Annotated in this window: 15 protein-coding genes and 1 pseudogene; 8 read left to right on the top strand and 8 right to left on the bottom strand. The window is 57.4% G+C overall.

Annotated elements, in window-relative coordinates; all coding sequences use genetic code 11:
* Positions 1 to 446: 446 nt before the first annotated feature.
* Positions 447 to 1331, top strand: coding sequence for a hypothetical protein (locus HY298_13450; GenBank protein MBI3851260.1), 885 nt, complete (start codon positions 447 to 449; stop codon positions 1329 to 1331).
* A 423-nt stretch (positions 1332 to 1754) separates the two neighbouring features.
* On the opposite strand, the gene HY298_13445 is transcribed toward HY298_13450, so the two are convergent.
* On the bottom strand, positions 1755 to 3671 hold the full coding sequence (locus HY298_13445; protein MBI3851259.1) for a S9 family peptidase: 1917 nt from the start codon (positions 3669 to 3671) through the stop codon (positions 1755 to 1757).
* Positions 3672 to 3703: 32 nt separating this feature from the next.
* Complete coding sequence (locus HY298_13440; GenBank protein ID MBI3851258.1) at positions 3704 to 4942, bottom strand: hypothetical protein; 1239 nt, start codon at positions 4940 to 4942, stop codon at positions 3704 to 3706.
* Between the two features lie 260 nt (positions 4943 to 5202).
* On the opposite strand from HY298_13440, the gene HY298_13435 reads away from it, so the two are divergent.
* Together HY298_13435 and HY298_13430 are read left to right on the top strand one after the other, a co-directional pair.
* Positions 5203 to 5589: a VOC family protein gene (locus HY298_13435; GenBank protein ID MBI3851257.1), complete on the top strand. Its 387-nt coding sequence runs from the start codon at positions 5203 to 5205 to the stop codon at positions 5587 to 5589.
* Positions 5590 to 6215: 626 nt separating this feature from the next.
* The gene (locus HY298_13430; protein MBI3851256.1) at positions 6216 to 6665 is read left to right on the top strand and encodes a DUF5069 domain-containing protein; all 450 of its coding nucleotides are present in this window, start codon (positions 6216 to 6218) and stop codon (positions 6663 to 6665) included.
* 100 nt (positions 6666 to 6765) lie between these two features.
* Here HY298_13430 and HY298_13425 read toward each other — a convergent pair whose 3' ends face one another.
* Complete coding sequence (locus HY298_13425; protein ID MBI3851255.1) at positions 6766 to 8586, bottom strand: GreA/GreB family elongation factor; 1821 nt, start codon at positions 8584 to 8586, stop codon at positions 6766 to 6768.
* Positions 8587 to 8667: 81 nt separating this feature from the next.
* Between HY298_13425 and rsmB the strand changes: the two genes are divergently transcribed.
* Positions 8668 to 9936, top strand: coding sequence for a 16S rRNA (cytosine(967)-C(5))-methyltransferase RsmB (rsmB, locus tag HY298_13420; GenBank protein MBI3851254.1), 1269 nt, complete (start codon positions 8668 to 8670; stop codon positions 9934 to 9936).
* 5 nt (positions 9937 to 9941) lie between these two features.
* On the opposite strand, the pseudogene HY298_13415 reads toward rsmB, so the two are convergent.
* From HY298_13415 to HY298_13395, 5 genes and pseudogenes are all read right to left on the bottom strand, one after another.
* Positions 9942 to 11190, bottom strand: a pseudogene (locus HY298_13415) (TCR/Tet family MFS transporter).
* Between the two features lie 17 nt (positions 11191 to 11207).
* On the bottom strand, positions 11208 to 11588 hold the full coding sequence (locus HY298_13410; GenBank protein MBI3851253.1) for a four helix bundle protein: 381 nt from the start codon (positions 11586 to 11588) through the stop codon (positions 11208 to 11210).
* Positions 11589 to 11649: 61 nt separating this feature from the next.
* Positions 11650 to 12420 (bottom strand): enoyl-ACP reductase, encoded by a 771-nt coding sequence (locus tag HY298_13405; protein ID MBI3851252.1) that lies wholly within the window; start codon positions 12418 to 12420, stop codon positions 11650 to 11652.
* A gap of 98 nt (positions 12421 to 12518) precedes the next feature.
* Entirely contained in the window at positions 12519 to 13700 is a 1182-nt protein-coding gene (locus HY298_13400) for an MFS transporter (GenBank protein MBI3851251.1), read from the bottom strand.
* A gap of 373 nt (positions 13701 to 14073) precedes the next feature.
* The gene (locus HY298_13395) at positions 14074 to 14526 is read right to left on the bottom strand and encodes an NUDIX domain-containing protein (GenBank protein MBI3851250.1); all 453 of its coding nucleotides are present in this window, start codon (positions 14524 to 14526) and stop codon (positions 14074 to 14076) included.
* A gap of 246 nt (positions 14527 to 14772) precedes the next feature.
* On the opposite strand from HY298_13395, the gene HY298_13390 reads away from it, so the two are divergent.
* From HY298_13390 to fabD, 4 genes are all read left to right on the top strand, one after another.
* The gene (locus HY298_13390; protein ID MBI3851249.1) at positions 14773 to 15525 is read left to right on the top strand and encodes an SDR family oxidoreductase; all 753 of its coding nucleotides are present in this window, start codon (positions 14773 to 14775) and stop codon (positions 15523 to 15525) included.
* A 79-nt stretch (positions 15526 to 15604) separates the two neighbouring features.
* Positions 15605 to 17923 (top strand): DUF1553 domain-containing protein, encoded by a 2319-nt coding sequence (locus HY298_13385; GenBank protein ID MBI3851248.1) that lies wholly within the window; start codon positions 15605 to 15607, stop codon positions 17921 to 17923.
* Positions 17924 to 18347: 424 nt separating this feature from the next.
* A complete protein-coding gene (locus HY298_13380) occupies positions 18348 to 19706 on the top strand; it encodes a CehA/McbA family metallohydrolase (protein ID MBI3851247.1) in 1359 nt (452 codons plus the stop codon).
* A gap of 210 nt (positions 19707 to 19916) precedes the next feature.
* Positions 19917 to 20894 carry an ACP S-malonyltransferase gene (gene fabD / locus HY298_13375; protein MBI3851246.1) on the top strand — a complete coding sequence of 326 codons (978 nt, stop codon included), beginning with the start codon at positions 19917 to 19919 and terminating at the stop codon, positions 20892 to 20894.
* The last annotated feature ends 53 nt before the right edge of the window (positions 20895 to 20947 follow it).

The raw sequence follows: 20947 nt of genomic DNA, 5'->3' as shown, positions 1-20947 counted from the left end.
AATTTAACTGTGCGCCCCAAATCGGTGACGGAGATTCGCATTCGCAAGATCCGAATGGAGTTTCGTACCAACGTCGTTTGGTAAACGGTATAATATGGCCAGCGGGAGGTGACTGCCAACGCGATCTGACACACTTTCCCCGCGCGGAACGAGCGAGGAGAGAACCGGAGTAAGAGAGGTGGTTTATACTGCTGCCAGAATTAGTTTCCGACTTGCCCCCTCACCTCTTTTGGCTCTCCCCATCGGATGGGGAGAGGGTGGTTGAAGACGGGGTGAGGGGTCGGTGTATTTCTATTCGGAAATTTATTTTGGCGACCACCCTAAATATCAGCGCCTCCGCTTCCCGGCCCTCCTCCAAAGGAGGAGAGGGAGTTCCCACCTGTTGAAACGTGTGAGGGTGAAGTTGCTCCCAACTTCGGGGTGTCCATTAAAAAAACGTGCATTTTATGGGAGGTGCGCTAGATTTTTTATACATGTTCCAGCAGGTTGATACGAAAGATCCAGCGGTGGTGGAACTCGAAGTGCAATCCAGGTATCTGGCGATGTTTCCACGCGGTGACCGGTATTTTGTGCCGCGCGCGTTTGGATGGGCAATTGATTCCTTCACGGGAAACTGTCTGGGGTATCAGGCCATCGACGCGAGCTACCACGATTTCGAACACACATTGCAGGGGACACTCTGCATGGTGCGTCTGCTGCATGGCCGCCACCAGGCCAGGGCCAGGCCCGTGTTGTCGCAACGGATATTTGAGTTGGGCCTCCTCGCCATTTTGCTGCACGACACCGGGTATCTCAAGCGACGGGACGATCGGGAGGGGACCGGGGCCAAGTACACGGTCATCCACGTGTCGCGGAGCGCCGACTTCGCGGCGGAATTGCTGGCGCAAAAAGGCTTCGGCAAGGACGAAATCAAGTCAGTCCAAAACATGATCCGCTGTACCGGGGTGAATGCCAATCTCGAGGCCATTCCGTTTCAAAGTGATTTGGAAAAAACTGCTGGGTTTGCTTTGGGCACCGCTGATTTGCTCGGGCAGATGGCGGCGGAAGATTATGTCCAGAAGCTGCCGGAGTTGTATTCTGAATTTGCGGAAGCCGCGCGCTTTTCCGGCGGGGATGCCGGCGCCGTGGGGACCTTTTCCAACGCCGCCGACCTGATCCAAAAGACGCCTGGGTTCTGGGACAAGTACGTGCGCGAAAAAATCGAATCCGATTTCGGCGGCCTTTACCAGTTTCTGAATGTTCCCTATCCCGACGGCCCGAATTTCTATCTCGATCGCATTGAATCCCACATGGCTCAGTTGCGCCAGCAATTGACTGAAGCGACGGCCTAGAGCGGTTGCCAGAATAAATTTCCGAATAGAAATACACCGACCCCTCACCCGGTCTTCGACCACCCTCTCCCCATTCGATGGGGAGAGGGAAGGGGTGAGGGGCAATTCGGAAATTAACTCTGGCAGACAGTATAATCATCAGGAGAAATGTTTTTCCGAGATGGCAGCCAACGGCGACCGGAAATTCACCGGCACCAACTCCGGCTGAACGCTGCGTTGTGACTTTTCTCCCATTTCTGTTCTCAATCATCCAGCGACGGCACGGTGACTTCCGCGAATTTCGGGCGGGCATGAGGCACCGCCGTTGGCATTGTGACTTGACGGCTGCTGTGCGAAGCGCTGCGGGTACAGCACCTGTGCGGAATTGCCCACGGTTACTGAAGCTCCGTATTGGACCGCCGCCAACGACTAACTTCCGCTTTGCTAATTCATCAACTGCTCCCGCAAAAACAAAATCGTGGCCAAGAATTGGAAATCGGCATTTTTCTTTTTGGCGAAGCCGTGCCCTTCGTCTTTGGCCATGAGATACCAGACCAAACCGCCGTTATCGCGAATGGCTTTGACCATTTGTTCGGATTCGGTGACGGGGACTCGCGGATCGTTCTTGCCTTGCACGACGAATAGCGGCTTCTTGATTTTCTTCACGTTGGTGAAGGGCGAAATCTTTTCCAGAAACTGGCGCATGGCCGCGTCCCGTTCATCGCCGTATTCAACGCGGCGCAAATCGCGCCGATAATCCTGTGTGTTTTCCAAAAAGGTGATGAAGTTCGAAATGCCCACGACATCAATGCCGACGCGAAGTTGATCGCTGTAATGAGTCATGCAGGCGAGCGACATATAGCCACCGTAGCTTCCCCCGATGACGCCGATGCGGTCGGCGTCGAAGTCGGGATCGCGTTTGATCCATTCGATGACCGCACCGATGTCGCGGACGGTGTCCTCGCGTTTGAAGCCGTTGTCGAGGGTGAGGTGCGTTTTCCCGTAGCCGCTCGATCCGCGCACGTTCGGATACACAATGGCAACGCCCATTTCGTTCAGGTAATAATTGTTACGAGCTTGGAACCCAGGACGGGATTGGGCTTCCGGTCCGCCGTGAATGTTGATGAGCACGGGGCGTTGGCCGCGGAACTTGGTGGCGTCAGGCCGATAGACAAAAGCCGAGATCGGCAGGCCGTCGAAACTTTTCAGCTTCACCAGTTGCGGTTCGGCAAACTTCGCCGGATCAAGGCCGCCCGTTTCGCTTTCCGTCCAGCGCTCGACTTTGCCGGTCTTCAAATCAAACGAATATACGTCCATAGGCGACCGCGCGGAATTGAGATTGAAGGCGAGGTCGCGATTGTTCCTGTGCCAGTCCAGATTGGAAACGGTGCCGAGCGGGAGTGTGGGCGCAGGCATTTCCTTGCCGGTCTGTGTGTTCAGCAGATGCAATACGCCGACACCATTTTCATTGGCGGTGAAAGCAATCGTTTTCCCGTCGTGCGACAGCGCGAAGTCATCGATGTCCCACGGGATGTGCGGCGTCAAGACCGTTTCCTTCTTCGTTGCGAGATCGATTCGCACAAGGCGGCGAAACTCCGAACCTTTGTCGGTCGTCACGAAAACCGATTTGCCATCCTCGCTAAACTGCGCCTGAGCATAAGCGACTTTTTCAGCGCCTGTGCCGGTCAACAGCTCTTTCGCACCGGTTTTAGCGTCGGCGAGATAAAAGTAACTTTCGTTGATCGAAATGTATTCACCCAGGATCAGGCGCGAATCATCGGGCGACCAGTCGGTGATTTCCCATCCGCCGCCGGAAACTTCCAGGAGCCGGCGGTCACTTTTTGGATCGGCGGGATTGATGACGTAAATGTCGTTGTCTCTGCCGTTACGACGTGTGGAGGAGTATGCGATCCATTGGCCGCCGTTCGACCAGCGCGCGCCCGTGTTGCGCGATTGGCCGTCGGTCAACAACGTGATTTTGCCATCGGTCAGATCGTAGCGATAGAGTTGGTAAAACTCGCCGCCGCCGGTGTCCTGGGAAAAAATAAAATACTCGCCGGTCTTGGGCTGGAACGATCCTCCGCCGACCGGTTCAGCCGAGAAGGTGAGTTGCTTGCGCGCACCGCCAGGCATTTTCACAAGGTGCAGTTGCATCGTGTCGGCAAAGCGAGTCGTAATGAGCAATTCCCGGCGGGTCGGATGCCAACTGTTGAACGCCGCGCTGCGAAATTCCAGATAGCGGCCCACTTCCTTTTTCAATTCGGCGGGGAGGGGCGGGATGCTTTCGGCCACCAGGTTGTCCGGGACTTGCGCACCGGCGACCGAAACAAATGAAAGCAGCAGGCAGATTATTTTCTTCATGGCAGGTAGTTCGCGCCGCCCAATCAATGATCTCAAAAGCCTTCGAAAAAGCGGAATAGTCCTCGCGATTTGTAAGGACTTTCGAAAATGTGCGGCAAACCTTGATGGAGGCGCGCTTCCAAATCAAACTGGCAGAGCAAGCCGATGCTTTGGGCGCCGCGCCCGCCGTTGCGAATGGCGTCGATACCGTACGCGTAACCGGCGACGATTTGCAGCGTGTTGTGCGGCGATTGATAAGCCACCCCGCCGCCCACTCCCGAATGCCAATGGCCGGGCTGCGCCATGCCGGGCAGATAATCAACGAGGGCCGTGGACTCGAACGCGTTCACGCTCCAGCGCCCCGCTTTGTCCAGCGGAATGGAATAAAGGCCGTTGAAATGCACAAACTTTCGCGCGGTGATTTCCTGGAAATAATAGCCCGGCAGATTGAGCGGAAATTCCGAGGCCAGCGGCAACACCGAACCAAGGCGGTAGGCGCTGAAGCGATCGGCGTCCACGCTCGTCCCCGCTGTCAGACCAAGGCTGAAATAATGTTTCCATTCCGGCATGGTGTAGGCGAGGAGCGCGCGGCCCCAGAATAAATGGGAATGGGCCTGAACTTTGCGATCGTCGAAATAACCGTAAGTGCCCGAATCCGTACGAAACTGACCTTCATACCAAACAGAAAGTTCCATCGCCAAAGGTGGTCGCATGAGCGGTTCCATGCCGCCCCAACGAAGCCCAACCCGCATCAGATACGTGACGCGGTCATCCGGCAGCTCGAAAAAGTTGGTGGGGTTAGTGTCCGTTTCGGAATCCCGCTGATATTTCGAATAATGCACGCCTCCTTTCAGTACGGCGTACAATGGAATTTGTTGTGACGGATTAAAGAGGTGATAGAGGCTGGTTGATAATTCCCCACCGTGGCCGGTGAAGGATTGCTTCTTCAAATAATTTCCACCAACGACTTCGGAAAAAGAGTCCGCAAAGCCACCGCCGGACAGCCCCAAGCCCAAGTCCGTGTGCGGCCCCAGCGCGTCCTTGAAACCAAATTCCGAATCCAGATAGACCGGCGCCACGGCCAGCCGCAAGGTTACGTTGCTCGAATGAAAATTTGGTTCATTCAAATAATAAAATGCATAGCCGGCGATCGGCCCCTGGCCTTCCAGCGGCTGATTATAGCCGAGCTGAATCAACTGCCGCTTTTCCGGGTCGAGCTGGGCCTGCGCGAGGGGAAGAAATCCAACCCACAGCAGAAGCAGAAGCGTCAGTCTGAATGAATTTGAATTCACGGGCACTGAACTAGCCTGAAACGTCGCGCCTTCGCAAGTTCATTCCCGCTATCGCAACAATGAACGCATCAGGCACCATCCTCGTAACGCAGGCGTCCCCGCCTGCGGGTTATGGCCCCGACAACGGCTTGTCGGGGCCAAGCCAGGACCACGGGGCGCGGACGCCCCGCGAACCCGCAGCCGAGGACGGCTGCGCTACGCGGAAAGTGAAATGGAAATGTTGAGTTGCCGTGGTTTCATGTCGTCCTTATTCTACGCGCATGCACAAAGTCAGAAAAATCCATCACACGCGCTATCGGCTGAACGATCTTGAAAAGTCCGTCAAGTTCTACAAGGAGGTGCTGGGTCTTGAAGAAACGAGACGGCACAAATCGCCGCGCGGATCGGAACTGGTTTTCTTGAAGGCGCCCGAGAGCGAGGAACTGATCGAACTTTGCTATTTTCCCGCCAGCGGCCCGGTGCAGGTCCAGCCCGACCTCACGCATCTTGCTTTCGAAGTGGACAGCCTGGCGGAATTCGGCGACCACCTCGCCAAACTCGGATTGAAATATTCCGACGGTCCGACCATGAGAGAAGATGGCGGCGGCTTCGCCTTCATCGATGCGCCGGAGGGTTACGAGATCGAACTGATTCAGCGGACGAAGTAAGGCCCCAGTGTGAAGGCGGTGACGGTGTGCTGACTTACCACTGGTGGCTGTCCGGTGTTGCGCGCCGGGGTGGAGCCCAGCCAGCGCGGGGTGGCCAGCCCCGACAGGGCTTCGCTTTCAAGCTGCCGGCGGGCGGTGCGCCCGCTGGTTTCAAAGCCAGAAGGGGGTAAGCAAAAAGCAGAAAACAGAAAGCAGAAAACAGAGGGCAGAGGCCAGAGGTCGGCAGTCGGAATTCAACGCAGAGACCCGAGGCCGCTAAGACCCGCAGAGATTGGATAACAGGAATTCACCCGTTGTTGCCCGCATTGCTTCTCAACCACTCCGCGTTCCTCGGCGTTCTCGGCGTCTCTGCGTTACGTCCGGTCCGGGTCGCCAGCCTGGCCCCGGTTTGGTTTGAGCCTCGTTACCTCGTCTCCTACGGGGTCTCATCGGAGTCGCCGCTTGTCGCATCAGTTCGCCTAGCCAGCCGGAATTCGAAGCAATGCCACCGCGCCACCTTTGGAAACTTTTTCTTGCAATCGGAAATCTTGGTTGCAGGTTAACTGGCACTGCGATGAGTTGATTGAAAGGCCTTTCTCATTCGACTCATCTCGAAAACTGAAAACCGTAAACCTTGATACTTGTCTATGGCCATCAATGCTCCTGATCTAACCAAACGTCCGCCGCGCAGTCCGCGTGTGCGCCTCGGCGGTTACGCGATTCTGCCGCGCTTGCTCGATAAAGGGCGCGCCACCCTCGCCCGGAAGAACGGCGAATACATTTACGACTGTCCGCTGGACCAGCGTTTCGTGAAGTTTGCGGGCATCAACGCCGCCGCGCTCAAGAAACAACTCGCCGCCGGAAAAGGCGACGGCGACATTCTGAAATGGATCAACCAGTCTTCGCGGACCAAGCCCTTGCCGTGGGAAATCAATGCGTGGTCGGCGTACCAGGAGCAGCGCGTTCCGAGCGAACTGGAAACGCGCGAGTTTTTCCAGAAGCTTCACAAGCAAGCCGGACCCAGACGCGATGATGTGGCGACGTGGTTTGACCTGCTGGACTTGGACGATCACGTTAGCTTTGGCGGGAAGGCGTAGAGGAAGATCCGAAAACCAAAGTTCGAAATCAGACCGGGAACAAGCGCCGATAAATCGGACGCACTCCAAACGCTTCGCGAACGTCAACAACTAGCCGAGTCTACGCCGCCTTGTAGGCCGCGATCGCGTCGATGCGATAACGCTTCTTGACACCTTCCATTTCGAACTCCACTTCTTCACCGGCTTTGCGGTTGAGCAGGGATTGGGCGACGGGCGAGAGGTAACTGATGACGCCCTGTTCGGGGTTGGAATCCCACGCGCCCAAAACCGTGAAAGTCTCCGGATGGTTGGCGATCAAATCCGTGACGGTGACTTTGGTGCCAATGCTTACAGCGTCCGTCTTCACGTCCGCAAAGTCCGTCCCTCGCGCGCGCACGAGTTGATTCTCCAACTCGCCCTTGCGGCGCATGAGCATCTTCTGCATCTCTTTGGCCGCTTTGTATTCGTGGTTCTCGCGCAGGTCGCCGTAGCTGCGGGCGATGGCAATCTCTTTGGAATTGGCGGGGATTTTTTTCTGCACCAGTTCGTTGTATTCCTCTTTGCGCCGCTCGAGACTGTCCCAGGACACAATGAGGTTGGCTTCCTGTTTGGTTTGATCGCCTGAGATAAGCGACTGCACGGCGGGGTAACTCTTGACAATGCGTGCCAGGAGCGAGCGCTTGTCCATGTCATCGAAGCACGGAGACAGTTGCAGCGCGCGGGTCAAATCTTTGATGACTTCCAGGTCGGCTGAACCAATCAACTCCACGAGCAATTGCTGGTCGTCGAGGATGAAATCGCGCAGGCGATTGGATTTTTTCTCGTTAAACTGATCGCGTTCGATGGCACTCAGCATGGCGCGAAACACTTCCGGCCCGAGAATGTCGGCGAAAGAGTCGGAGCGTTCCTTGGCCAGCCAGAGCAGAAGTTCGCTGCTGGCTTGATGCTGGCTGATGAGCCGCGCCAAGGCGGTTTTGAGGAGATCAATTTTGCCTTCGTGAATCAACAGTTGGGCGCACTCGCGGCAGACGCGGGCGGAAACGCCGTTGAGCGTGTTTTGCACGATCTCCGGCCAGCGTTCCGGATTGGCGGCCTTGAAGGAGTCTAATGTCCGGCGGTGTTTCGCCGCGGGCATCGCTTCGAGAATCTCGCCGAGCCTGACCTCTTGCGACCAGATCGCCGCGGCGGTCAGCTCGCCTTCGGGCATCGGCAACGCGGTGACTTCGCGAATATCATCGCGGATAAAGATGCCCTCGAGGGCGACGGCCGGTTGCGTGCGTTGGTGCGTGGCAATTTCGACATTGAGCGCGGCGATCACTTCCGTGGCTGCCGCCTGCATGTCAATCAAATCCCTGGCGTTCTTGAACAGTTCTGTGGCGGCGACGATGCGGGCTTTCAATCCTTTCACGACGCGGAATTCTTCGAGCAGCCGGTCCTGCAAGGAAACCTCCCGGGCTTGATAAATGATCGGGTCGGTTTTTTTGATCGGCACCTGGAAATGACCGTCCTTCTTCAGCTCGCGCTTGGCCGCCTCCCACCATTTCTTCCAATCATCACGGATCACGTCCGGCACGAGCACCTGTTGGATTTGATCCAAGGTGGCCTTGCCGCCATAACTTTCCAGAACCAGTTTGATCAGATCGAGATGATGCAGCGCGGCCATCTGGCGAAGACCCTCGAGATCGGCAGCCTTGCGGGCGAGGATGTGATTTTTTCCAATGGGTTTGAGGGATTCCGCCGCGAAGTTCAAATCCATGGTGTGGCCGGCCTTCGACTGGAAATCAATCGTGAACCGGGCGAACACCGTGTCCACCGTCGTGATTTTTCCGAAGCCCCAGCTACGATGCATGCAAAATCCGCTTGTGGTGAGCTGGACAAGCGGATCAATGTGGTGCCTTTCGAGCTTGCCGGCGGCGACCATTTTTTCGAACTCTTCTTTCATATTGATAGCTTAAAAACTCGCGTGCAGGAACGCGATGATGATTATTAAGCAGTGACCGTTCAAAAACCAAGAGAAATTGCCGTGCGTCTCCTGCACCAGCAGGCGCAGGGGGTGGATTACGTGGAAAACCTGTTGGAAACGGGATTGTCCGGCGCTGCGCTCTCCCCGGCCGACCGCGGACTTTGTCAGGAACTGGTTTATGGAATCGTGCGCTGGCAGAGCGCGCTCGATTGGCTCATCGCGCGCAAAACCGGGGCGCGCCAGCAAAAACCGCTCCTGCAAATCCTGTTGCGCCTCGGGCTTTACCAGATGTTCTGGCTCGATCGCATTCCCGATCACGCCGCCGTCCATGAGACCGTTGAGCTGGGCAAGCAACTTGGGTTTGGTGCGCAAGCCGGATTCATCAATGCGGTCTTGCGCGGCTATGTCCGGGAGCGGACGAAAACTCAAAAGCTGCTGGAGCAGTTAAAAACGGATCAACCGCACCTCGGCTTCTCCCATCCCGAATGGCTGGTGGAACGCTGGCGCAAACGCTGGGGCGACACCTCCACGGTGCAACTGCTGGATTGGAACAACACGCCGCCGCCGACTTATGCGCGCCGCAACTCGTTGAAGGCCGACGCCGCCGCGCTCAAGTCGCAGTGGGATCGCGAAGGAGTCGAATTCACCACGCGCCGTTGGAACTGGACGGGCGACGACCTGATGTTCGAATTGAAGTCTCATCCTCCGCTGACAAGCCTGCCGAGTTTTCAACAGGGACTATTTTATGTTCAAGACCCGAGCACCTTGCTGGCCGTGCGTGAACTGGACCCGCAACCAGGCGAAATAATTCTGGACTTTTGCGCCGCGCCCGGCGGCAAGACGACGTTCATCGCGCAACTCATGCTAAACCAAGGTCGCATCGCTGCCGCAGATGTTTCTGAGAGCCGGTTGAGCCTGATTAAGGAGAACAGCGTCCGGCTGGGAGCGACGTGCGTCGAAACAATTTTACTCTCAACCCTCAACCTTCAACCCTCAACTTTCTACGACCGCGTGCTCGTGGATGCGCCGTGCTCCAACACCGGCGTGATGCGTCGGCGTGTGGAATTGCGCTGGCGCATTCGGCCGGAGGAAATCGAACGGCTGCGCGCCACGCAACTGGATTTGCTGAACCAGGCCGCGCCGCAAGTGAAGCCGGGCGGGGTTTTGGTTTACAGCACATGCAGCCTTGAACCGGAGGAGAATCGGGAAGTGGCGAAGCGATTTCTAGGCGAACACGCCGAATTCAAACTGGAAGCGGAACGCGAATTGTTGCCGTTCGTGGATGGCGCTGATGGTGCTTATGTTGCGCGGATGCGAAGAGCGGTTTGACTACATCAGTTTGCCGCGCTCGCGGTGCCTGATGCCCGGGCCGCGCTTTCAACGGGCGGGCTTTTCCCAAATGAGCGCAGCGCCAGCAGCAGCGCGCAGAAAATCAGCGCCGACCCCGAAGAAGAACGCCACGCCCGGCAGGTGCACCGGCGCGCGCGGGCTGATGAAATAACCAAACAGCGCGGTCGTCACCGGCGGCGCGATGATCCCGGCAACACTGCCCAGACTGGCGAGCGAACCTTGCACCGCGCCTTGTTCATTCGGCGGCACGCTGCGCGAAATGAGACCCTGAATCGCCGGCATCGCAATGGAGCCAAAAGAGCCGACGACGAGCAGCACATAAACCATCCACCCTTGCGTCGCGAGACCATACAGCGACATGAAGAACGTGGCGTTGCACAACCCGATCACGATGGCACGCCGCTCGCCCAGCGCCGGTAAGATGCGCCGCGCGAGCAGGCCTTGCACGAGGGCTGACATCAATCCCACCAGCGCCAGCGACGCGCCAATCTGGCCGGTGCTCCAATGGTAGCGGTAGCCGGTGTAAAGCACCCAGGTGCTTGGAAAAACCTGGTGCGCGAAGTTGATCAGGAAAAATGTTTCCGTCAAACCGAGTACGACGGGAAAACGCTTCAGCGCAATCAGCGAGCCGATGGGATTGGCGCGCCCCCAACTGAACGCCCGGCGATGCGCGTGCGGCAACGATTCCGGCAAGACGAACATGCCGTAAAGCCAGTTGAGCATCGTCAGCCCCGCCGCGACGAGAAATGGCACGCGCAAACCGATATTGCCGAGCAGACCGCCAAGCGCCGGTCCAGCGATGAAGCCCAGTCCAAAAGCCGCCGCAACCATCCCGAAGTTCGCCGCGCGTTTTTCCGGCGGACTGATGTCCGCGATGTACGCATTCGCCGCGGTGATGTTCGCGCTCGTGATGCCAGCGATGATGCGCCCCACGAAAAACCAGGCGATGCTCGGTGCAAACGCGAGCAGCAAATAATCAAGTCCTGAGCCAAACAGCGAAATGAGGATCACCGGGCGCCGCCCGAAGCGGTCTGATAAGCTGCCGAGCACTGGGGCAAAAAGGAACTGCATCAGCCCGGACACCGACGCCAGCAATCCATAAATGTGCGACGCGGCGACCACGCTGCCCGACAACTGCTCGATCAGTTTGGGCAGAATCGGAATGATCAAGCCGAGTCCCAAAATGTCGAGGAACAGCGTGACGAAGATGAAGCCGAGGGCGGGTTTGCGCACGAGTCAGTAGTCCGTAGTCAGTCGTCAGTTGCACCTGTGCGTCCGATGCTCTTGATGTAGGAGTTCAACTGCGGAGCCAGATTATCAACGAGCGGCTTCAGCCTTTTTACCTGGTCGGTGGTCAGCAATTTGCGTTTGTAAGCGCGCCGGAGAAAATGCTGCGTCTCATTGAGTGAACCGCGCGCGGTTCGGGCAAAGCGGCGATTGTCCTGGTAAGAACCGCGGCCGGTGCCCTCGGCAATGTTGGCGCCAACGCTATCTGCCGAGCGAACGACTTGTTTGCCGACTGTGTCTTGCGCAAATCGATTCCAACCAAGCACGACATCCCAAATTGAATCCGCCAAATTTTCTAATAAGCGATAAATGCGAAGATTCTCGAACGCCGTTTTGCTCTTCATATCATTTGGACTGTTGGCTGTTCATGCTACTGACTACTGACCACTAACTGCTGACTCACGATCACATCCCCATGATCTGGTAACCACTGTCCACGTAAATCACTTGTCCCGTGATTGCCGCCGCGCCGTCACTGGCGAGGAAAACGCCAGTGGCACCAAGTTCTTCGGGGAGCACGTTGCGTTTGAGCGGTGCGTGAGCTTCGTAGTGTTTGAGCATTGTGGTGAAACCGGAGATGCCACGCGCAGCCAAAGTATTCATCGGGCCGGCGCTGATGCAGTTGGCGCGGATTTTCTTCGGGCCGAGATCATACGCGAGATAGCGCGTACTGGCTTCGAGCGACGCCTTGGCCACGCCCATCACGTTGTAGTGCGGCACGACTTTTTCCGCGCCGTAATAGGTCATGGCCACAATGCTGCCTCCCTCGGTCATCAACGGCGCCGCGCCACGCGCCAACGCGATCAGCGAATAGGCGCTGACATCGTGCGCAATGCGAAACGCCTCACGGCTCGTGTTGAGGAACTCGCCTTCCAGCGCCTCCTTCGGCGCGAACGCCACCGAATGCAACATGAGATGCAGCTTGCCGAATTTCTGTTCGACTTCCGAAAACACGCGGGCGATGTGGTCGTCTTTCGTCACGTCACATTCGAGAATGAGCGTGTCCGCGCCGAACGTGCCGGCGAGTTCCTCCACGTTTTCCTTCAAGCGTTCGCCCTGGTAGGTGAAGGTGAGTTTCGCCCCGGCCTTGTGCCACGCCTGCGCGATGGCCCAGGCGATGGAACGTTTGTTGGCGACGCCGAAGACAATCCCGAGTTTTCCTGCCAGCAATGACATAGTCGTTAATTCGTTGAATTGTTAAGCGGTCACAAAGTTGTTTCGGGGCAATAGCAGTAGGGAAAATCCGACCACGTGGCAAGGGTGAAACCCCGCAGCTACTTTTTCCGGTAACGTAACCAGATCAGCACCGCCAAACCCATCAGCAACAGACCGCTGACCGCCCAGATGCTGCTGGTGGAATGTTCCGGGAAGAATCGCAGGGCCATGGCACCACAAGCCGGTCCCACGAAAATTCCCGCACCAATGGCGGCTTCATGCACGCCGCCATGTTCGCCCTTGGTTTCACCGACATCCATCGAATAGAAAAGAGACGAATAATAAATCAGACCGATGGCCAGACCAAAAATGATTTGCGCCAGAAGAACCACCCAAAATTGCACGACCAACAAGAGCACGGCAAAACTCGCCATCAGCAGGAGATAGGCGCCCAGCAAAAAACCGAAACGATAATGCCAGCCGGCCCAGAGCCAGAGCAGAATGAAGGTGCCCAATCGCGCGAAAAACCAGATAGAACAAAAGAAACCCGCCTGCGCCGGAGAGAGTTCCAGTTTGCTTGCCAGGTCGGGAATCAACGGGATAACGGTGTTGATCGCGACATAGGCGAACGGATTGGCCAGCCACGCCATGCGCAGAAAAGTTTTTGCCTTGGCAATGGGTCGAGGATTGAGCGAGAGCGGCTCGGCGGCGGATGACGGCAGTGGCAAAACGTCTTGGGTCGCGGCGACACTCTTTTTTTCCAACCAGAGGGTCAGCCCAATCTGCAATAGATGGAACGCCAAGGGCACCAAAAACAAACTCCGCATTCCCAGTTTTTCCAACACGGCGCCGCCGACGAAATAGGCGAGCGCCCCGCCGCCCGCCCACACGACGTTGTAAATGCCGATCATGCGTGACAAGCCGGCGGGCGTTTCCCTTTCGCTGACCAGCGCTTCGAGCGTCGGCCACGTGAAGCACAAGCCGATGGACCACACCACCATGATGACAATTTGCGCGCTGGCGTTGTGGCATAAAACGCCGGCGACCATCATCAGGCCGATGAGCGCAAAGCCAATTTTCAGCGCGCAGAAGTAACCCTTTTTCTGCGCGAACCGGCCGCCATAGAAGGAGGCAAAGAGGCAGACAAAACCGTTGAGCGCGGAGACGACGAGGTTGCCGAGATTGCCGAAGCCATACTCCGATTGCAGCAGGAAAAACAGGTAGTAAAAATAAAACGTCGTGGCGAAGGCGTTCAAACCTTCGAGGAAAAAATAACCGGTTTTGAGCTGGCGCTGGGTCATGGGCAGCCTGCAAAGTGAACTACAATGCCTGAGCGTTCTGTTGATTTAGCAAAGTTTCTGAAGCGCGCTTTTTCCTCCTCTCGCCATGACGCTGGAGCGGGGAGAGGACCGAGGAGAGACCACCCCGAACTTTTTGCGCGCCTTACGCCATTGAACCAGCCAGCCGTCCTGGGAGCGCCGGCATCCCTGCCGGCGTGTTGCGCGTGTACCATCTCGCCGGCAGGGATGCCGGCGCTCCCAGGTTCATGGGCAGGGGCAATCCAATAACAAACGCCCCTCCGCTCTCCAACCCTCTCCTCCATCCGATGGAGGAGTGGGAGAAGGTTCGGTTGCGGCGTCAGTCCCACTGGGTGAAACATGGTTGCCTTCAACTTCAAATTTCTTCCAGGGCTTTGCGACAATACCATTTCACCGCGTTCGACATCGGCGGTTGGAGTTTGTCCAAATCGTCAGCGGCGCACCAGCGAATGTCGTGATGTTCGGCGGTGGCAAGTTGCAGCGAACCATTTTTCGGACGCGCCCAGTAGATCATCCCGATGTGTTCGTGCGTATCGGTGATGCGGTGAATGTCCAGAAACCGCGGCGCGATGAGCGCGCGGGTGCCCGGCCCGGTGGTCGGCGGCCGTTCGCCGATCAACTCCACCTCCAGACCGCTTTCCTCCCTGCTTTCTCGCAACGCCGCGCTTTCCGGGTCTTCATCCAGTTCAATGTGACCGCCCAGTGGCAGCCATTGGTCGAGCTTGCGGTGATGAATGAGTAGGATGTGCCGGTCATGGATGACAAAGATCGCCACGGTGAAATCAATCCTTTCGTGAATGTGCGCCATGGCAGGACTTTGACGAGAGACGCGGCGGGCGTCAACGTTCACTCGACGAAACTGTGGGTGAAACCCCGACGCGATGGGCTGGACGCTGACTCGACTGCATCGAAGCTCCAAAGGGAAAGGGCGTAGGTTTGCATCAAACTCAACTCGGAAAACCTTCGTCGATCCCTCAAGAAATCCGCCACCCACTACCTCAAGAAAAGTCAAATCGCCTCGCCAATGGCGAAAGTCGGGTTAATGTTCTCGCCTATGAACAAAATCGATTTGCAGGGAAAGCACGCCATCGTGACCGGCGGCGCGCGCGGCATCGGGTTGGCCATAGCTCAACGACTGCTTGCTTCAGGCGCGCGGTGCAGTCTGTGGGACATTGACCGCACGGCACTCGACGCCGCAGTCAAAAGTCTGGCCGGTCAAGGCGAAGTTCACACCGCCGTGGTGGATTTGACCGACCCGGCTTCGGTGTCCGGCGCTAAAGAGTCAACGCTCAAACATTTCGGTTCGATTGAAATCCTGGTCAACAACGCCGGCATCGCGGGGGTGAACAAGAAAACCTGGGAATTGTCGCTCGTCGAATGGCGACAGGTGATCGATGTGAATCTGTTCGGCATATTTTTGTGCTGCCACGAGGTCGTCCCGGCCATGGTCGCGAAAGGCTACGGCCGCATTGTGAACATCGCTTCCATCGCGGGCAAGGAAGGCAACCCCAACGCCTCGCATTACAGCGCGTCCAAGGCCGGCGTCATGGCTTTGACCAAATCGCTCGGCAAAGAACTGGCTCGCTCCGGCGTGATCGTGAACTGCGTCACCCCGGCGGTCATCAAGACGGACATCTTCGATCAGATGACACAGGAACACATCGACTACATGCTGTCCAAAATTCCGATGGGCCGGTTTGGATTGAAGGAAGAGGCCGCCGCCCTCGTGGCCTGGCTTTGCTCGGCGGAATGTTCGTTCAGCACGGGCGCTGTGTTCGATTTATCCGGCGGCCGGGCAACCTATTAAACGGCGGAACGGAAGTGGGTCTTTGGCGATTGCCAATTTTTGCGCTCCGGTGTTTATTCTTCTTGATGATTCACGTCCGATGAAACCGCCCGCATTGTTTTTCCGAACCACCAGGTCTTCCTTTCGCCTGGCCTGGTTTCAGCCGGCAATCTGGCTCGCGGTCGCCTTGACTTTGAATGCTTTCGCTGCTCCACCGTCTCCGGGAGAAGGAAGCAAGGCGCCGCCTACTACCAATCATTGGGCCTTCAAGCCTCCTGTTCGACCGGCGACGCCCAAAGTGCGAAACCAAAAATGGCCGCGCAACGCCATCGACAATTTCGTGCTCGTCCGGCTCGAACAAAAGAAAATCTTGCCTTCGCCTGAAGCCGACCGCGCCACCTTGATTCGCCGTTTGAGCTTTGATCTGATCGGTCTGCCGCCAACGCCGCAGGAGGTGGACGAGTTTGTGAACGACAAAAGCTCCGGCGCGTACGACAAACTCGTGGAGCGACTGCTTGCCTCTTCGCACTACGGCGAGCGTTGGGGTCGCCACTGGCTCGACGCCGCTGGTTACGCGGATTCAAACGGTTACTTCAACGCCGACAGCGATCGGCCGCTGGCTTACAAGTATCGCGACTACGTCGTTCGCTCGATCAACGATGACAAGCCGTTTGATCGGTTCATTCAGGAACAACTCGCCGGTGACGAATTGTGCGGCTACCAGCCCGACGGCGACATCACTCCGGAAATGGAGGAGTTGCTCATCGCGACGCATTTTCTCCGCAACGCGCCGGACGGGACAGGCGAGAGCGACGGCAATCCGCTGGAGTTGAAGGTGGATCGATATTCCGTGCTGGAAGGCAACGTTCAGATTCTTGGCTCTGCGTTTCTCGGTCTGACCGTCCAATGCGCCCGCTGTCACGACCACAAGTTTGAACCCATCAAACAGTCAGAATACTACGCGCTCCAGGCGATTCTTCGTCCCGCGTTCGATCCGGAGCACTGGCGCAAGCCGAACGAGCGCGCGCTCACCGTCGGCACGCGCGCCGCCCGCGGGGAAAGCAAACGTCAGCTTGAAAAATACGACCGGGAACTCAAGGCGCTGAATGAAAGCCTGGAGGGGTTGACTACGCCGTTTCGAAAACTCGGTCTGCGCGAGAATCTGGAGAAGATTCTTGAACCGACACGCGCCGCCATCCAAAAAGCACTCGACACAAAAGAAAAGGAGCGCACCGAAGAAATGAAGGCGCTGCTGAAAACCAATGAGGCCATCGTTCAAATTAAGGACGAGGATTTGATCAAGCGCTTTCCTGAGTTGTCGGCAGGGTTCAACAGCCTGAAGGACGCGATCAAAAAGCGCGAAGCGGAGCGCCCGTCGGCGTTGCCACAAATCGCGGTATTGACCGAGCCGGGCACGGAACTACCAAAGCATCACCTGTTGGTTCGCGGTGTTTACGCAAACGAAGGGGCCGAAGTGCCGCCCGGAGTTCCCGCCGTGTTTTGCAGCGCCAGGAATTCCTATCAGCTTGTTTCAAACACTGCGCAAAAAAATTCCGGGCGACGACTTGCGCTCGCCCGCTGGTTGACTTCACCGGAACATCCAATGGTGGGCCGCGTGCTGGTGAACCGGGTTTGGCAGCACCACTTCGGCGAGGGGCTGGTCGCCACCGTTGACAATCTGGGCGTGACTGGCGCGAAACCCAGCCATCTCGAATTGCTGGATTACCTGGCCACGGAGTTTGTTCAATCCGGCTGGAAGCTCAAGTCACTGCATCGACTGATTGTCAACTCGGCCACGTATCGGCAGAGCGGCGCTTTGCGCGATGCGGCTTACGCGGTTGATCCGGAAAATACATTACTTTGGCGTTACCCGTTACAACGGCTCGACGCGGAATCCGTCCGCGACGCCATCCTGTTCACCTGCGGCGAACTTAATTTGGAACTTGGCGGGGCTTACGTTCCAACCAAAGCCAACAGCGATAGTCAGGTGGTCGTGGATGAAGCCATAGCCGGCGCCAAACGCCGGTCGCTGTACCTGCAACACCGGCGCACCCAGCCATTGACGATGCTCGATGTGTTCGACACCGCGAGGATGAATCCCAACTGCACCCGGCGCAATCCTTCCACCGTTTCACTGCAATCGCTCGCGTTGTTGAACTCTGATTTCATCCGCGCTCGCAGCCGCGCCTTCGCTCAGCGGCTGGAAAAGGAGTGTGGTGCGGACAACCAACAACGCCTCGAACGAACATTCCTGCTGGCACTCGGACGAAAACCAAACCCCACCGAGCGTTCCGCCGCTGAAGAATTCTTGCAGTCGCAGACGACTCATTACGCCGACAAACCGGACAAGGCCGAACGCGTTTGGACGGACTTCTGCCAGATGGTGCTGGCAGGGAATGCTTTTTTGTATGTGGAATGAAAGTCACCTCGGAGGTGTTAGTTTTGGAGCATTGGCAAAAATGACCGCCGGCCGTAGCCACCGACGCAAGGAGGTGGACTATCAGGGTGCAAAACCTAAAGCATTCCAACCATCCACGTCGTCGGACCGCGGCTGTGTGCGAAGCACGAGCCGCAGCACTCCCGAAGCTCGAGCGAGTTGGGATTACTTCCCACGTCATACATTGCGAAGCTGCTGCGACTGGTCTTTCAGACACAGTCGCGCTCCGGTAACGTCGTGGCTACTTCGCGCTGCGCCCATTGCGTGGATAGTCTCCGCCCTTTTCGCAAACGACCACCTCCTCGCGCAGACAAACCTGGGGCGGTTCGAAATAACTATCACCGACCACAAGAACAGCGGGTCAATCCCGTGCCGCATTCACCTCAAGGACCGCAACGGAAGATCTGTGAGAGCGGAGAAGCTGCCTTTTTTCCGCGACCACTTTGTTTGCACCGGCAAAGTTCAACTCGACCTGTCTCCTGGCAATTACTCTTACGAAATCGAGCGCGGGCCGGAGTATCTAGTGCGCACCGGATCGGTCATCGTCACCGCTGCCGCCACGCAGAATCTCGCGCTGAGGCTGGAGCGTTTGGTGGACATGGCGGCGGAAGGTTGGTGGTCGGGCGATTTGCACGTGCATCGGCCAGTGAAGGACATCGAACTGCTCATGTGGGCAGAAGACTTGCACGTGGCGCCGGTCATGACCTGGTGGAACGCAAAGAACGAATGGAGCAAACGGAAACCACCCGCCGACCTGATGGTTCAGTTCGACGGAAATCGCTTTTACCACGTCATGGCCGGCGAAGATGAACGTGAAGGCGGCGCGCTGCTTTACTTCAACCTGAAAGAGCCGTTGCCCATCGCATCAGCCGCGCGCGAATATCCCTCGCCAATGAAGTTTTTGAAAGACGCGCGTCAAAATACCGGCGTGTGGGTGGACATCGAGAAGCCATTCTGGTGGGACGTGCCGGTTTGGCTCGCGAGCGGACAGGTGGATTCGATTGGACTGGCGAACAACCACATGTGCCGCGATCAGATGTACGAAAGCGAAGCGTGGGGCAAGCCGCGCGACAAAGAGCGTTTGCCGCCGCCGCGCGGCAATGGATTTTGGACGCAGGAAATCTATTACCACATCCTCAACTGTGGCTTACGTATTCCACCATCGGCGGGCAGCGCGTCCGGCGTGTTGCCGAATCCGGTCGGTTACGACCGCGTCTATGTTCAGGTCGGACCGGACCTCACGTACGAAAAATGGTGGGAAGGTTTGCGCGCCGGCCGTTCGTTTGTCTCGAACGGGCCGCTCTTGCGCTGCAAAGCCAATGACCAATGGCCCGGACACGTGTTCAAGGTGAAGTCACAGTTGGACATCGAGGTCGAGGCTGCGCTCAATACTCGCGATCCGATTTTGGCGATCGAAATCATCAAGAATGGCCGTGTCGATCGCGCAGTGCCCTTCGAGCAATGGAAGCGCACGGGCAAATTGGGCAAGATGAAGTTCACCGAAAGCGGCTGGTTTCTCGTGCGAGCCATTACGGACAACCCCAAGACGTTCCGTTTCGCTTCAACGGCGCCGTTCTACGTGGAGATTGGCGAGCGCAAGCGACTCATCAGCCGCGAGTCCGCCCAGTTCTTTCTGGATTGGGTGCGCGAGCGAATGAGCCGCATCAAACTCGACGACGCGAAGCAACGCGAGGAGGTGCTCGCGTACCACCGCATGGCCGAAAAGTTCTGGCAGGAGAAAGTCGAAAAGGCGAATGCCCGATGATTAGGAATTACAGGGTCCTCCCCACGAAGCCGCCGCCAACCCACCCCTGACCCCTCCCAGGAGGGGAACAAGCCACCGTGCGTTGCTCCCCCTCCTTGGAGGGGCGGGGGGTGGGTTCAGGGGTTTGGCGAAATCTTGAAGCGTTACGTTTCACAACACGAATTCTCTCCTTTCTCTGTGGCGCGGATTCCTGTTTAGTTCCCGGACTTTATGAGCAAAACCGCACTGCTGTTTGCCGGGCAAGGCGCGCAGGTCGTCGGCATGGGGAAAGACTTCGCTACTGCATTCCCGTCCGCCCGCGCGTGGTTCGACCGCGCCAACGCCACGCTCGGCTACGATTTCACAGCCATTTGCTTCAACGGACCGGACGCCGAATTGACCAGGACCGAAAACGCGCAGCCCGGCATCTTCCTCGTGAGCTGGGTCGCGTTCCAATTGCTGAAGGAGCGCGTTGGAGTTCAAGCTTCAGCTTGTTCCACCACTGACACGCTAAAGCGTGAACTCCAACTTGAATTCGAGGCGACGGCGGGATTGTCGCTCGGTGAATTCACGGCGTTGACGTCGGCGGGCGCGTTGAGTTTCGAGGACGGTCTGCGCGTCGTGCGCCAGCGCGGTCGCTTCATGCAGGAGGCGTGCGAGGTGACCAAAGGCGGCATGGCAGCCGTCATCGGCCTCGACGAAGCGCCCACGCGCGAAGTCTGCGCCGAAGCGGGCGTGGTGCTGGCGAATCTGAATTGCCCCGGCCAGCTCGTCATTTCCGGTGAAGCAGAACGAATCGCGAAGGCGTGTGAACTTGCCAAAGCGAAGGGGGCGAAGCGAGCGATTCCATTGCCGGTGGCGGGCGCATATCACTCGCCGCTGATGGCCAGCGCACAAGCGAAACTTCAGGTAGAACTCGGCAAATCAAAAATCCTGGTGCCAACCGTTCCTGTTATTTCCAATGTTACCGGACTACCACACACCACTCCCGACCAGATCAGCTCGCAGCTCGTCCTGCAAGTCACGTCGTCGGTTCGCTGGGAAGAGTCCATGCGCCACCTGCTGGCTCAGGGCTTCACCCGGTTCATCGAACTTGGGCCGGGGACAGCGCTGAGCGGTTTCATGAAGCGCATCGACAAGAACGCGCAGATGCTCAATGTGGCGGATGTGGCGAGTTTGGAAGCCACGGTGAGGGTATTGGTTGCGTGAGGCGTAATACGTGAAACGTGAGGCGTGAAGCGTGATGTTATTAGCATCGCAGG

The organism is Verrucomicrobiota bacterium, from assembly GCA_016200005.1.
Taxonomy (GTDB): Bacteria; Verrucomicrobiota; Verrucomicrobiia; order Limisphaerales; family PALSA-1396; genus PALSA-1396.
This window is presented reverse-complemented; position numbering and strand designations above follow the sequence as displayed.